This window comes from Agreia sp. Leaf244, from assembly GCF_001422695.1.
Lineage (GTDB): Bacteria > Actinomycetota > Actinomycetes > Actinomycetales > Microbacteriaceae > Agreia.
On the sequence record NZ_LMLX01000003.1, the window covers coordinates 226,581 to 239,334 of the forward strand.

Here is a 12,754-nt window from a genome sequence, read left to right on the forward strand (position 1 = left end):
CTTTCTCGACAGCAGGAGTTCACCCATGGCAATCGTTCTCGGACCCAACCAGTACGGCAAGGCGGAGAACCGCGTCGTGCGCATCACGCGTGACAGCGCGCGCCACGAGATCCGCGACCTGAACGTGTCGACGGCCCTGCGCGGAGACTTCTCGGCCGCACACCTCGTGGGCGACCAGTCGCAGGTGCTGCCCACCGACACGCAGAAGCAGACCGCCTACTCCTATGCCAAGGAGAAGGGCATCGAGTCGATCGAGGCGTACGGGCTCGAGCTGGCCCGCCACTTCGTCGACGATGTCGTTCCCGTGGAGGGCGCCCGCATCGAGATCGAGGAGTACGCGTGGGCGCACGCGATCGTCGACGGAGTCGAGCACGAGCACACCTTCGTGCGCCTCGGCCAGGAGGTGCGTACCGCCTCGATCACCGTGGAGGGAAAGGGCGCCGAGCAGAAGACGTGGGTCATCGGAGGGCTGAAGGACTTCGTGATCCTCAAGTCGACGGGCAGCGAATTCCATGGATTCCTCGAAGACGAGTACACCCGCCTCGAGCCGACCACCGACCGCGTGATGGCCACGGCCCTCGTCGCGCAGTGGCGGTTCACCGAGACCGAGCTCGACTGGAACGCCGTGTACGCCGGCGTGAAGCGCATTCTCATCGCGCAGTTCGCCACCCTGCACTCCCTGGCCCTGCAGCAGACGCTCTACGAGATGGGCAAGGCCGTGCTCGAGGAGTACCCGTTCATCGCCGAGATCAAGTTCTCCGCGCCCAACAAGCACCACTTCCTCTACAACCTCGAGACCTTCGGGGTCGAGAACAACAACGAGGTGTTCCACGCCGACGACCGCCCCTATGGGCTTATCCAGGCCACCGTCATGCGCGACGACGCGCCGGATGCCGGACCCGCGTGGACACCCGCGGCGAACCTCGCGTAGACCGCCCGTGAGCACCATCTACCGGGGGCATATCTTTCATGTCTCCGGCTCCCCCGACGTCGTGGATGCGCGAGAGCACCTCGTGTCGCTTCCCGACGGCGCGCTGGTCGTGTCGGATGCCGGCACGATCGAGTGGATCGGCGCTACCGCCGAGCTGCCGCCGACGTTGGTCGGCGCATCCGTCGTCGACAACCGGGGCGGGTACATCGTGCCCGGCTTCGTCGACGCGCACGTGCACTTTCCGCAGACATACTCCACCGACTCGTACGGCGGCGGCCAGCTGCTCGAGTGGCTTGACAACTGCATCTTCCCTGCCGAGTCGCGGCTCGCCGATCCCGAATTCGCCGAGCGCATCGCGCGCGACTTCACGCGTCGCCGCGTCGCCGCCGGCACAACGGCCGCCATGGTCTTCGGCTCCGCCTTTCCGCACGCGCAGGATGCCCTCTTCCGCACCACGCGGGATGCCGGGCTGCGCGTGGTGTCGGGCCGCGGCATCCAGACCGTGGGGCCGGAGTCGGCGGGCGCGCTGATTACCGGCGAGGCCGAAGCGATCGCGCTCGTGCGCGATGAGATCTCGAGGTGGCATGCCGTCGATACCGGCGATGCGGCGACGGCGCACATCCAGGTCGCGATCGTGCCCCGGTTCAGCCTGTCGGTCACGCGCGAGACGCTGCGCGCGCTCGGCGAGCTGTACGACGAGGTGCGCTCGGCGGGCGTGTACTTCCACAGTCATCTGAGCGAGAACGACAGTGCCACGGGCGGCGAGATCGCCGCGGTCAAGGCCGTGTACGAGACGGGCAGCTACCTCGACACGTACGACGGCAAGTTCTTGCCGGGGTCGCAGGTGGGCGGTTCGACGCTGCTCGGGCGGCGCAGCATCTTCGCGCACGCGGTGCACTGCACCGACGACGAGCTGGCTCGGCTCGCGGCGACCGGATCGTCGATCGCGCACTGCCCGACCTCGCAGCAGTTCCTCGGATCGGGCACGATGCCGTGGACGCGCACGACCGGTTCCGGTGTGACCGTCGCCCTCGGAACCGACGTGGGCGCGGGCGACGAGTGGCTCATCTCGAGAGTGCTCAACGACGCGTTCAAGGTGCACATCAGCGAGCCCGGCGAGGCGAGTGTGTCGCTGCATCCGGCAGAGTTGCTGTTCACCGGCACCCTCGCCGGGGCTCGGGCGCTCGACATGGAGGAGCGCTTCGGCAACCTCGACGTGGGCAAAGACGCGGACTTCCTACTGATCGACCCGCGGCGCTGGGAGCCGCTCGCGATGCTGCTCGAGGGGCGAGTTCGCTCGGGCGACGACCAGGTGGAGACCGACCGGGAGCTGTTCGCGCTGCTCATGGGGCTGCGCGAGCCGGCGATCGTGGGCACGTTCGTGCAGGGCCGGCGGGCGGTGGCGCCGGAATAGTTCGCGCGTCGTGCCGACTCGACTCGCCTCACCTCGCCGAGCGGTGCACGCCCCTCAGCTGCCCCGATACGTCGAGTACGCGAACGGACTCAGCAGAAGGGGCACGTGATAGTGCGCGTCGACCTCGGCCAGCTCGAAAACCACCTGCACCTCGGGGTAGAACGCGGTCTGCCCGAGCGACGCGAAGTACGCCTGCGTATCGAACGTCACCCGATACCGGCCCGCCGGCACGGCCTCGGGGCCGAACTGCGAGACCCGGCCGTCGGCATCCGTCACCGCCTCGGCGAGTGTGACCCAGCCGTCAGCAGAGAGGTGCGACAGCGTGACCGGCACCCCGGCCGCGGGCGTTCCCGTAGCCGCGTCGAGCACGTGGCTCGTGATGTGGCTGCGGTCGCTCATTCGGCGGGCTCGATGCCGCGCTCGGTGAACGTCTTCTCGAGCCGCAGCAGGGCGATCTCGCGCAGCTGCTGCTCGACGATCGCGAACTCCTCGTCGTCTGAGAGGCGGATGCGACGGTTCAGCTCGGCGAGGATCTCGCCCCGGCTGCGACCCGCCGCGCGAATGAGGAACACACGGTCGAACCGCTTCTCGTAGATCGCGTTGCCCTCCGCGATGGCCGCCGCGGTCTCGGCGTCGTCGTCGTCGAGCGACGCCTGCTCCGAGCGCGAGAAAGCCTGCGCAGCGCCCTCGCCCTCCGGCTTGTCGCCGATGCGCGGATGATCGGCGAGCGCCGCCTGGACCTCGTCGCGGGTCAGCGGGTTCGCTGCGGTTCGACCGGCCTCGAGCAGGTCGTCGACCGAGGCGAACGGAGCCTGCTCCGCGACCTCGTCGATCCACCGCGGAACAGCCAGGCAGGCGCGCAGGTCGACGCGCAAGTGGTCGACGGAGAGATCATTCATTAGCCGGCCTTTCGGGCAGAATGCGCCCCGCGGTCGTGCGCGGGCGACACCTGAATTCTATTCGGCGACTCCCGGGCGAGCCGTACGATGAGGCCATGTCGAACGCGCCCGCACCCGTCGCGGGAATCGTGCTCGCGGCAGGCGGCGGCACGCGTTTCGGCCGACCGAAGGCGCTCGTCGAATCCGCCGACGGCACGTCGTGGCTCGCGAATGCCGTGCGCAGCCTGCTCGCGGGCGGATGCTCCCCCGTCATCGCCGTTCTCGGCGCCGAGGCGGACGACGCCGAGGCTCTGCTCGAGCGCTCCTTTTCACACAGCGCATCAGTGCGCGCCGTGCGCGCCGACGACTGGCAGACGGGTATGGCCGCGTCACTGCGTCGTGGCCTCGCCGCCGCGAGCGCCCTCGATACGACGCCCGAGTCCGCACCCGTCGCCGTCGCGATCGTCACCGTCGACGTGCCGTCCCTCGGCCCCGCCGAGGTGCGGCGGCTGATCGCGCCCGAGCCGGATGCCGTGGGTCGCCACACCCTGCGCCAGGCTTCGTTCTCGGGTCGCCCCGGGCATCCGGTGGTCATCGGCCGCGACCACTGGGAGGCACTCGCCGAGAGCGTGACCGGCGACGTGGGGGCGCGCCCCTACCTCGTGGCGCAGGGGGTGCGACTGGTCGACTGCTCCGACCTGGGATCGGGCGTCGACGTCGATACGCCCGGCGATCCCACGGTCTGAGACGGCCGCATCGGCGCGCCATAATCGAGGGAAGCCCCAGCCCGATCCCGTGGAGGAAACCCGATGCCCGCACGCCCGTATCTGCTCGACTGCGACACCGGGGTCGATGACGCGCTCGCCCTGTTCCACCTGCTGAGCGACCCCGACGTGAACCTCGTGGGCGTCTCGACCGTGTCGGGCAACACCTCGGCGGCGCAGGCCGCCGACAACACGCTGAGGCTGCTCTCGCTCGTCGGCCGCACCGACGTGCCCGTGGCCATCGGCGCCCACCACTTCCGCATGGCCGAGTTCGACGGCGGGGTGCCGCACATCCACGGAGACAACGGCATCGGCGGAGTTCAGCTGCCCGAGTCGCACGTCGATCCGCTCTCCGAATCCGGGCCCGAGTTCATCGTGCGCATGGCCCACGAATACCCAGGCGAGCTGCGTCTTATCGCCATCGGCCCGCTCACCAACCTGGCCCTCGCGCTCGAGCTCGAGCCCCGCCTTCCCGAACTGATCGGCGATCTCACCATCATGGGTGGGGCAGCGCTGGTTCCCGGCAACGCCTCCCCCGTCGCCGAGGCGAACATCATCAACGACCCGCACGCGGCCGAGATAGTATTCGACGCCCCCTGGACCATCACGATGGTCGGACTCGACGTGACCATGGGCGAGCTGATCGAGGCCGACGACCGCGAACGACTGCGTTCGGCTCCGGGCACGATCGCCCCGATGCTGGCCGACATGCTCGGCGTCTACTTCGACTTCTACGTGTCGGTCTTCGGCAGGCCGTGCTCTGCGCTGCACGATCCGCTGGCCGTGGCGATCAGCACGGGCGAGATCGTTCCGACCCTCGCCCCGCTGGTGCGGGTGACGGTGGATGCGACGGACGGGCCCGGCCGCGGACAGACGATCTGCGACATGCGCGGCCTCTACAACGGCTATCCACCGCAGCGAGGCGCGCACGTGCGCGTCGTGCTCGAGCTCGACCGCCCGTACGCTCCCCTGCTGATGGACCGGCTGCTGAGCTTCGCCTGACAACAGGAATCCTCGGCGGGGTGCGTGCGTTGACCCGGTCATGACTATTCCCGGAATCACGACCATCGGCCTCATCGGGGCCGGACACATCGGCAGCCAGCTCGCTCGCCTCAGCATCGCCAGCGGCTACGACGTCGTCATCAGCAACTCGCGCGGACCCGAGACCCTCAGCGCCCTCGTCGAGGAGCTCGGCCCCAAGGCGCGAGCGGCCACCGCAGAAGAGGCGGCCAAGGCTGGCGACCTCGTCATCGTGACGATCCCGTTGAAGGCCTACGAGTCGGTTCCCGTGGAGCCGCTCGCCGGCAAGATCGTGATCGACACGAACAACTACTACCCGCAGCGCGACGGCAACATCGCCGAGCTCGACTCAAAGTCGACCACGTCGGCCGCGCTCCTGCAGAAGCACCTGCCCACGTCGAAGGTCGTCAAGGCGTTCAACCACATCGAAGCGGCGAAGCTCACCTCCGAGGCGCAGGAGCCGCGCACCGAGAACCGTCGTGCGCTCGTGATCTCGGGCGACAACGGTGATGCGAAGACCATCGTCTCCAGCCTCATCGACGGATTCGGCTTCGACGTCGTCGACGACGGTTCGTTGGCGAACAGCTGGCGCGTCGAGCCGGGCACCCCGGCCTACGGCCCGCGCGGCACGGTGGCGGAGATCACCGACATGCTGGCGGCAGCGACCCGCTGACCTCGACGCTAACGGAGCACGAATCGACATCCTCGCGGCGCGTCAGCCGTGAATCGTCGGCGTGTCGCGAGGAACGTGCTCCGTTAGCGCCGAGCCGAGTACAGATCGACGGTCCTACCAGGGGGTCTCTAGCTCGTCGAGGGCGTCGTACATGCCCGTGATCGACGCGATGCGGGTTCGTCCGTCGCGAACGTCGACTCCGAGGACCCCGCTCGCGAGCAGGTTCACCAGGCTCATGGCGGCCGCATAGCTGTCGAACGCGGAGACGCTGTCGACGGGGCACTCCAGCCAGTACGCGGCGCCCTCCGCATGCCGACGGGCCGACGAGTCCGAGATGAGAATCACGGGAACGCCGCGCTCCCTGAGCGTCTGCATGATCAGCCCGAACCCCGAGGGGCGGCGGCGAAAGCCCACGAGCACAACAACGTCGCGCGAGCCCAGGGCCGCGATGTCCTCCCCCAGCGACTGGCCGGGGACAGGCGCGAGTCGCACCCGATCGCGAGCCTGCGCGAGCTGCTGTCGCAGGTGCAGCGCCAGCGGGTAGCTGTTGCGCAGGCCGATCAGCACGACCTCGCCGGCGCCCGCGATGAGCCGGGCCGCGGCATCCAGTCGCCCGTCGTCGAGGCCGGCCAGGAGCTTCTGCAGGTTCTCGTTCTCCTGCACGGCGTGAGCGGCAAGGGCCGACGGGGTTCCCGCGGCGGCGCCGATGCCGCCGAGGGGCGCACCTTGGCTTCGCAGGCTGCGGGCGTGCTCGCGCACCTCGGCCGAATCCGAGAACCCGAGCCGGCGGAACAGCCTCGACACCGTGGCCTTCGACACCCCGCTGAGCTTCGCGAGCTCGGTGGCGTTGTACACGGCCAGGTCGCCGAGGTGGTCGAGGATGAAGTCGGCGGCCCTCTGCTCTTGCCGTGACAGGGCGCCGTACTGCGCGTCGATGCGCTGCCCGATCGTGGGCGCGGCCGCGATCATCGACTACCCCTCGTATCCGTCGGCAAGCCGCAGAACGGTTGCCTCGAACGCGTCGAGAGCCTTCGCCACGTCGGCCTCGGTGACGTGCTCTTCGGGATTGTGGCTCACTCCGCCCTTGCAGCGCACGAAGATCATGCCGATGTCGGCGATCTCGGCGATGGCCATCGCGTCGTGACCGGCGCGCGAGAACAGTGACATGGGTCGCGTGTCGCCCGTCGACCGGATGCCGTCGGAGATCGCATCGCGCAGCCGGCGCGCGCAGACGGCCGCCTTGGCCGAGTGCGTCTGGATGCTCGTGAGCCGCAGCCGTCGTCGCTGGCAGATCTCGAGAATGGCCTCCTCGATCTGCAGCCACACCTTGTCGCGCTCGGTGTCGTACTCGCCGCGCAGGTCGAGGCTGAACTCGACTTTGCCGGGAATCACGTTGACCGCGTCGGGGAACACCTCGAGGTGTCCGACCGTAGCGATGAGCTGGGCCGAGCGGGCGATGCGCTCGATGGTGGTGATGGCCTCGGCCGCGCCGGCGAGCGCGTCGCGGCGACGCTCGTAAGGCGTTCCCGAGTGGCCCGCCTGGCCGGTGATCGTGAGGAGGAAGCGGCGCGCTCCGGCGATAGAAGAGACGACGCCCAGCGCCTTGTTCTCGTCTTCGAGGTACGGCCCCTGCTCGATGTGGGTCTCGAGGTACCCCACTAAATCGCCGCGCGACCGCGCGGCCTCGCCCACGGCATCCGGATCGAGGCCGAAATGCACGTAGGCGTCGCGCAACGACACCCCGTCTTCGTCTTCGAGCTGCCACCACTCGTCGAGCCAGGTGCCCGCGAGCGCGCGGCTGCCGAGCAGGGCGCGGCCGAAGCGGGTGCCCTCCTCGTCGCCGAACGCCACGACCTCGAGGGCGAACGGAAGCTCGCGGCCCGAGGAGCGGATGCGGTCGACCACGGCGATGGCGGAGAGCACGCCGAGGATCCCGTCGTAGCGGCCCGCCGAGGGAACGGTGTCGAGGTGCGATCCGAGCAGCAGCGCGGGCAGGCCGGGGGTCGCACCCTCGAGCCGGCCGCACTGGTTACCGGCGGCATCCTGCCAGGTGGTCATGCCCGCCTCGGTCATCCAGCGACCGGCGAGGGCATTGACCGCCGCGTGCTGGGGCGAGAGGTACACGCGCTCGATGAGCCCGTCCTCCATCGAGGAGTAAGTGGCGAGTTCGTCGCAGCGCTCGAGAATGGCGTGCGCGCTGGTCGAGTCCGGCTTCGTCACGCGCCGGCTCCCGACGATGCCCGGACGGCCCGGTCGGCGTCGGCGTAGATCTCGTAGGCCGCCCCGACTCCTCCGCCGGGTGTCACGGATGCGCCGGCCCGGCGCAGCACGGCCTCGAGGGCGGCGAGCGTCGTGAGCACGGTGTCGCGGCGGGCGTTGTAGCCCATCGTTCCGATGCGCCAGACCTTGCCGTGCAGCGGGCCGAAGGAGGTGCCGATCTCGATGCCGAAGTCGTTCAGCAGCTCGCCGCGCACGGCGTCGCCGTTGACCCCGTCGGGGATCATGACGGCCACGACGTTGTTCATCTTGTGGGCGAGGTCGCCGAACACCGCGAGGCCGAGTCCCTGCACACCGGCGAGCATGGCCGAGCCGTGCAGGCGGTGCCTTTCGACGGCGTTCTCCATGCCCTCGTCGACCAGCAGGCGGGCGCACTCGCGTGCCCCGTAGAGCATGGTCGTGGCTTCGGTGTGGTGGTTGAGCCGCTTGGGGCCCCAGTAGTCGAAGATCATCGCGAGGTCGAAGTAGTTGGAGCGAATCGGATGCGCGGTGACCGCGTCACCCGCCTCGCGGATTCCCGCCTCGATGCTCTTACGCGCGACGATGCGCTCGACCGCCTTCGCCGAGAAGGTGGCCGGGGCGGAGCCGGAGGGGCCGGCCAGGCATTTCTGGAGGCCCGCGGTCACGGCGTCGATGCCCCAGGCATCCGTCTCGATGGTGTTGCCCGCGAGCGAGGCCGTGACGTCGGTGTAGAAGAGCACGCCGTGCTGCGCGCAGATGGCACCCAGCTCGTCGAGCGGCTGCGCAACCGTGGTGGAGGTGTCGCCGTGCACCACCGCGAGCAGCGAGGGCTGCACCTCGATGATGGCCGCCTCGATGGCTTCGGGTGCGAAGACCTCGCCCCAGGGAACCTCGATGACGTGCACCTCGGCGCCGCAGCGCTCGGCGATCTCGCGCAGCAGGTGGCCGAAGCGGCCGAAGATGGGAACGAGCACGCGGTCGCCCGGCTCGATCAGCGAGACGAGCGCGGCCTCGATGCCGGCCCGCGAGGTGCCGTCGACCACGAGCGTCTGCTCATTCGCGGTCTTGAAGACCCCACGGTAGAGCTCCATGGTCTCGTTCATGTAGGCCGTCATCGCCGGGTCGTACTGGCCCACGAGCTGCGCAGACATGGCGCGCAGCACGCGCGGATCGGCGTTGATCGGCCCCGGCCCCATAAGAAGTCGCTGGGGCGGGTTGATGGGCTGGGGCAGTGACGAGAGGGAGATGAGCTGACCGCTTTCGCTGAGAATGATTCACCTGTTTCAGGCTTCGATTCTACGGAACGCGCGTTTCATGCGTGTTACGGGGCCCCGTTCAGGGAACGGGCCGTCAGCGGACGAAGGGGGCCGCGATGTCGATGAGCGCGAGGTCGGTGCCGCGCGGGCCCACGAGGCAGAGGCCGGCGGGCGCACCGTCGACCTCGAGCAGCGGAACCGACAGAGCCGGGTACCCGCCGATGCCCGCGTAGCAGGTCATCGCCAGGGTCGCGGCGCGAGTCCGGTCGATCTCGTCCGGCTGGGCTCCGACGCTCGGCGCGGTCGACGACGTCGACGGCAGAAGCAGGATGCGCCCGGCGAGCGCCTCGTCGAGCTGGGTACACGCGGCCGCCAGTACCTCGCGAGCCGAGGACTCGGCCTCGGCGGTCACCGTCGACGCCGCCTCGAATCGGGAGGCGACATCGGGAGCGAGCACCCCGGGGTGCGCCGTGATCCAGTCGCCGTGACGACGCCACGCCTCGGCGGCCTGCACGGTGCGGAACGCCTCGAAGAACCCCGAGGTGTCGCCGAGGTCGACCACGCCGACCTCGCCGATGAGGCCGTCGGCCTCGAGCCGCCCCACGGCATCTACCATCGCGCCCTGAATCGAGTCGTCGGCCGCGAAGAGCAGCTCTGTCGAGATCACGAACCGCGGCTCGACCGGCTGCTGGGCGTCGCCGTCGAGCGAGCTCGCGGCAGCGGCACGCAGCACGGAGGGCGACCTCGTCAGCCATCCGATCGTGTCGAACGACTCGGCCAGGGGCAGGAGCCCGCCGGCGTCGACCGCGCCGTGCGTGGTGCGCAGGCCCCAGAGGCCCTGATACGACGCGGGCACCCGAATCGACCCGGCCGTGTCGGTCGCGAGTCCGATGCTGGCGTGCCCGAGCGCGACGGCCGATGCCGGTCCGCTCGACGAGCCGCCGGGGATCGCACCCGGCACCTTCACGTTGGGCGGGGTGCCGTAGTGCACGTTCTTTCCGGCGATCGAGTAGGCGAATTCATCGGTCTGCGCGATTCCGCGAATGGATGCGCCGGCCGCGAGCAGGGCGGCGACCGCGGGCGCGTGCGCCTGGGCGGGTTCGCCCTCGGCCAGGAATTCGGGCACTCCGCCGCCCACGGCGAAGCCCTGCACATCGAAGAGATCTTTCACCGCGACCGTCTCGCCCGCGAGCGCACCGCCGTCGGACGCGGTCGAGGCGACGAGCGGGTTGCCGAGCACCCGCCAGATGGCGGTGTTCATGGCGGCCGGTGCGCCGGCGACCTGGGCCGATTCGACGACCCAGCCCCCGGCATCCGGATGCCACGCCCACAGCTGCGTGACGAGCCCGCGCCCACCGGAGCGCGGCTCGTTCTCGCTGACGATGAGCGCGTACTCGTCGGAGAGCACACGCACGTGGATCGAGGTGATCGTGCGAACGGGGGCGCCACCCCGGGCTCCGCGGAAGGAGCTGATGCGGTCATGGCCGACCAGCAGGCCGCCGGCGTCTCCGCGCAGAGTCGTGTCGCCCGGAGCGAAGGCTGAGTCGAGCGCCTCGAGGTCGTTCGTGAGAAGCGCGTTCTCGTAGGCCCAGAAGGCGTCGATCAGGCCGTCGGGCAGCTCGCCGGTGACGGATGTGGGAGGAATCTGATCAGGCATGATGTCCTTCGAAGTCGGAGACGCGCACGCGGGCGTGCACGCCGGTGACCAGGTCGACGACCTGGGAGATGTTGAAGTCGGTGGCGGCGCTGAGGTAGGCGTAGGCCAGGTCCTCCTGCATGCCGTAGCGGGCGTGCAGCAGCGAGATCGCGGCCCGCACGCATCGGCGCACCGCCTCGTCGAGATCGGCGTCCATTCCCGTGGGAACGAGGAACTCCTGCGTCTCGGCGAGCGGCCCGACGAGGGCTCCGAAGGCGGTGAGCGCGTCGCTCTGCGGCACGACCTCGAACCGCACGGTCACGCGCAGCGAGGCCTCCATCGCGGTCAGCGCGACCTCTCCGTCTCCCTGGGCGAAGTGCGGGTCGCCGACGTAGGCGAGGGCCCCGTCGACCTGCACGGGAATGTAGAGCGAGCTGCCCGCGGTCAGCAGGTTGATATCGATGTTGCCGCCGTGCGGGCCGGGCGGCACCGAGTGAGGGCGCGTCGACCCCGAGACCGCGACACCCATGATGCCGAGGAACGGGTGAAGCGGAAACCGCACCGAGCGCTCTCCCCCGGCGACGAGCGGCAGGGTTCCCACCTGGCTGCCGTCGGGGTCGTGGTCGACGGCCGCGAAGATGCTGACGGAGCCCTCGACCTGAGGGAACTCCCCGGGCAGCGCCCCTCTGCCGTGCCGGTTCGAGATCACTCCGTAGGGCACGCGCGGGGTCGCTTCGAGCACGGTCATCTTGAGCAGGTCGCCCGGCTTCGCCCCCCGGATGCGGATGGGCCCGGTCACGACGTGCGGCCCGTCGACCTTGGGGTCGCGCTGGTATCCGGATGCCGCGAGAGCGATCGCGTCGTCGAGCACGTTCTCACGCGCCACACCGTGTGCGGCGAAGAAGGCGGCCGGATCGCGGCCCTGGTCTTCGAGCACGCCCTCGTGGCTGATGGTGTCGATCGTGACCTCGTCGCCGGAGTCGATCGTGAGCACGGACGCGTCGCTCTCGCAGGGCAGCCTGCCCCACAGCACGTTGCCGATCGTGGCCGGCAGGTAGTGGGCGGCCTGGACGAATCCCTGGCCGGGCTGGAGCGGGGCTGTCACGGGCATCCGGTGCGGGCCTTCCGAAGTCTGGAAAGATGGGGTCGGTCGCTTCGAGAGTATCGTGCGCCAGCCGCCCCGCCCGCAACCACGACATCGAAAGAGCAGGTGCCCAGTGCTCCGCCGACTCCGAAGCAAGCCCGCCAATCTGCACCTCGGCCTGATGCTCGCGCTCACCTTCTCGACCGGCATCGCTGACGCCGTGGGCTACCTCGGCCTCGACAAGGTCTTCACGGCCAACATGACCGGCAACGTGGTGATCCTCGGAATGGCCATCGCGGGCGCCGACGACCTTCCGGTCATCGGCCCGCTCGTGGCGTTGTTCGCATTCATGCTGGGCGCCGCGATCGGCGGGCGAGTACTGCGCCCCGTCAAGGTCGGCTGGACCACCCGCACCACCGTGCTCTTCAGCATCGTCGGCGCGGTCATGGTGGGCCTCGCCATCGCCCTCTTCGTGAACGACGGCCCTCCCCCTGCCCCCTACGAGTACATCTTCACGGGCTCCTTCGCCCTGGTGATGGGCGTGCAGGCCGCGACGGCCCGGCACATCGCCGTGAAAGACGTGACCACCGTCGTGGTCACGTCGACCATCACGGGCCTCGCTGCCGACTCGCGACTGGCCGGCGGCTCGGGCCAGCCGTGGTTCCGGCGGGCCGGCGCCATCCTGCTGATCGGTGGAGGCGCCGCCGTGGGTGCTCTGCTGATGACTGTCCACATCGGCTGGGGCGTCGCGCTGGCCGCTTTCATCACTCTCGTGGTCGCGCTGACCGGACACCTCACCGGCCGGCCGCACCACGCGCCCGTGGAGCCGTCGGAGGTCGAAGCCTCCGCCTGATCAGGCC

The 12,754-nt window shown here is 69.7% G+C and carries 13 protein-coding genes; 6 read left to right on the plus strand and 7 right to left on the minus strand.

Going from position 1 to position 12,754, the window contains the following annotated elements:
• Positions 1–25: 25 nt before the first annotated feature.
• Positions 26–931: a factor-independent urate hydroxylase gene (gene pucL / locus ASF06_RS11075; protein ID WP_055946896.1), complete on the plus strand. Its 906-nt coding sequence runs from the start codon at positions 26–28 to the stop codon at positions 929–931.
• Positions 932–938: 7 nt separating this feature from the next.
• Complete coding sequence (locus ASF06_RS11080; RefSeq protein ID WP_235500979.1) at positions 939–2,345, plus strand: amidohydrolase family protein; 1,407 nt, start codon at positions 939–941, stop codon at positions 2,343–2,345.
• Positions 2,346–2,399: 54 nt separating this feature from the next.
• Here the strand turns inward: ASF06_RS11080 and uraH are convergent, their stop codons facing one another.
• Together uraH and uraD are read right to left on the minus strand one after the other, a co-directional pair.
• Positions 2,400–2,744 carry a hydroxyisourate hydrolase gene (gene uraH, locus ASF06_RS11085; RefSeq protein ID WP_055946901.1) on the minus strand — a complete coding sequence of 115 codons (345 nt, stop codon included), beginning with the start codon at positions 2,742–2,744 and terminating at the stop codon, positions 2,400–2,402.
• Positions 2,741–3,244, minus strand: coding sequence for a 2-oxo-4-hydroxy-4-carboxy-5-ureidoimidazoline decarboxylase (uraD, locus tag ASF06_RS11090; RefSeq protein WP_055946904.1), 504 nt, complete (start codon positions 3,242–3,244; stop codon positions 2,741–2,743). The genes uraH and uraD overlap by 4 nt, the downstream gene beginning before the upstream one ends.
• Positions 3,245–3,339: 95 nt before the next feature.
• Between uraD and ASF06_RS11095 the strand changes: the two genes are divergently transcribed.
• The 3 genes from ASF06_RS11095 (at position 3,340) to ASF06_RS11105 (ending at position 5,680) form a co-directional block, all read left to right on the plus strand.
• Positions 3,340–3,969 (plus strand): nucleotidyltransferase family protein, encoded by a 630-nt coding sequence (locus tag ASF06_RS11095; protein ID WP_055946906.1) that lies wholly within the window; start codon positions 3,340–3,342, stop codon positions 3,967–3,969.
• 63 nt (positions 3,970–4,032) lie between these two features.
• Entirely contained in the window at positions 4,033–4,989 is a 957-nt protein-coding gene (locus ASF06_RS11100) for a nucleoside hydrolase (RefSeq protein WP_055946908.1), read from the plus strand.
• Positions 4,990–5,044: 55 nt separating this feature from the next.
• A complete protein-coding gene (locus tag ASF06_RS11105) occupies positions 5,045–5,680 on the plus strand; it encodes an NADPH-dependent F420 reductase (RefSeq protein WP_055947252.1) in 636 nt (211 codons plus the stop codon).
• Positions 5,681–5,794: 114 nt separating this feature from the next.
• Here the strand turns inward: ASF06_RS11105 and ASF06_RS11110 are convergent, their stop codons facing one another.
• From ASF06_RS11110 to ASF06_RS11130, 5 genes are all read right to left on the minus strand, one after another.
• Positions 5,795–6,649 (minus strand): MurR/RpiR family transcriptional regulator, encoded by an 855-nt coding sequence (locus ASF06_RS11110; RefSeq protein ID WP_055946910.1) that lies wholly within the window; start codon positions 6,647–6,649, stop codon positions 5,795–5,797.
• A gap of 3 nt (positions 6,650–6,652) precedes the next feature.
• A complete protein-coding gene (locus ASF06_RS11115; protein WP_082500880.1) occupies positions 6,653–7,900 on the minus strand; it encodes an allantoate amidohydrolase in 1,248 nt (415 codons plus the stop codon).
• Positions 7,897–9,114: a pyridoxal-phosphate-dependent aminotransferase family protein gene (locus ASF06_RS11120; RefSeq protein WP_082480080.1), complete on the minus strand. Its 1,218-nt coding sequence runs from the start codon at positions 9,112–9,114 to the stop codon at positions 7,897–7,899. The genes ASF06_RS11115 and ASF06_RS11120 overlap by 4 nt, the downstream gene beginning before the upstream one ends.
• A gap of 154 nt (positions 9,115–9,268) precedes the next feature.
• Positions 9,269–10,831, minus strand: coding sequence for an AtzH-like domain-containing protein (locus ASF06_RS11125; protein WP_055946912.1), 1,563 nt, complete (start codon positions 10,829–10,831; stop codon positions 9,269–9,271).
• The gene (locus ASF06_RS11130) at positions 10,824–11,921 is read right to left on the minus strand and encodes an acetamidase/formamidase family protein (RefSeq protein ID WP_055946914.1); all 1,098 of its coding nucleotides are present in this window, start codon (positions 11,919–11,921) and stop codon (positions 10,824–10,826) included. The genes ASF06_RS11125 and ASF06_RS11130 overlap by 8 nt, the downstream gene beginning before the upstream one ends.
• A gap of 106 nt (positions 11,922–12,027) precedes the next feature.
• Between ASF06_RS11130 and ASF06_RS11135 the strand changes: the two genes are divergently transcribed.
• A complete protein-coding gene (locus tag ASF06_RS11135) occupies positions 12,028–12,747 on the plus strand; it encodes a YoaK family protein (protein ID WP_235500980.1) in 720 nt (239 codons plus the stop codon).
• Positions 12,748–12,754 lie beyond the last annotated feature (7 nt).